The sequence below is a fragment of the Shewanella sp. SG41-4 genome, from assembly GCF_014164505.1.
GTDB lineage: Bacteria > Pseudomonadota > Gammaproteobacteria > Enterobacterales > Shewanellaceae > Shewanella.
Genome location: NZ_JACJFI010000673.1, coordinates 1 through 1,054, shown reverse-complemented (window position 1 = coordinate 1,054; position 1,054 = coordinate 1). Strand labels below are relative to the sequence as shown.

Genomic DNA, 1,054 nt, shown 5'->3' with positions numbered 1-1,054 from the left:
AAGGGCTATCCACTTAGCACAACCAATCACTATATATTGTGGTTATCGATTTTTAATTGATTGGTACGTTATCGGCTTAGAACGCACTGCTTGTTCAAGCAACCTGTAGAATAATAATCCCCGAGAATCTGACTTTCTTCTATTGAAGCGAAATGTAAACTCATCTAAATAATAATCAAGTTGCTTAGCCTTTACCGCGCCTTGATATGTACCTAAAAGCCATCTTTTACATAATGATGAGACTCGATGTACCCCAGCCATTGTTTCATGTGCAGGTACAGATGAACCTAAATGCACTATTCGGTTATGCTTATATCCTTTCTTGCCTATTTGTTTGTATGCTTGAGAGCCATCACTACAAATTGTACTACCAGGTTCAATTACATCTTGAATGAATTGATGGATATGTTCTTTGGTTGCACTTTCCACTTGCCTTAAACGTATCCGGCCAAATCCAGAGGGTGATAGCAGCTCAACAGCGACCAAAACTACAGCCTTACGCTTACCCTGTTGATTTTTAATAGATGATTGGGGAACGACGCCACCTATTAGTGTTTCGTCAACCTCTACGATGCTGGACAGTTTATCCCTTTCAGGATCAACCATGGCATGTCTTAACTTGTGCATTAATGACCAAGCGGTTTGATAACTCCCAAGACCTAATAACCTTTGAACTCCAAGAGCGCTGACCCCATTTTTTTGATTTGTAATATACCAGACGGCAGCAAACCAACTTTTCATGGGGGTTCTTGTTTTGTCAAAAAGTGTACTTGATGTTACTGAACACTGAACACTGAACACTGAGAACGGCAAGCATGACATTTTAACTTGCCATTACTTAACTGATAAGGTGATTGATGGCTTGAACAGCTTGGGCATATGAATCCGTTTGGCCAACGAAGTTTGTAAAGGTAGCTAATGCAGGATTGTTCATCATGAAACCAATCAACAAATTCGCCCCAACTTGTAGGGTAATCTACACCAGCTTTTAATAAATACGATGAAGTTTTCATCACTACATATTGACACTGGTGGCGCTAAATGGATAGCCCTT

At 40.0% G+C, this 1,054-nt stretch carries 1 pseudogene; it reads right to left on the bottom strand.

What is annotated here, in order from left to right:
* Positions 1-42: 42 nt before the first annotated feature.
* Positions 43-1,013, bottom strand: a pseudogene (locus tag H5202_RS23175) (IS1595 family transposase).
* Positions 1,014-1,054 lie beyond the last annotated feature (41 nt).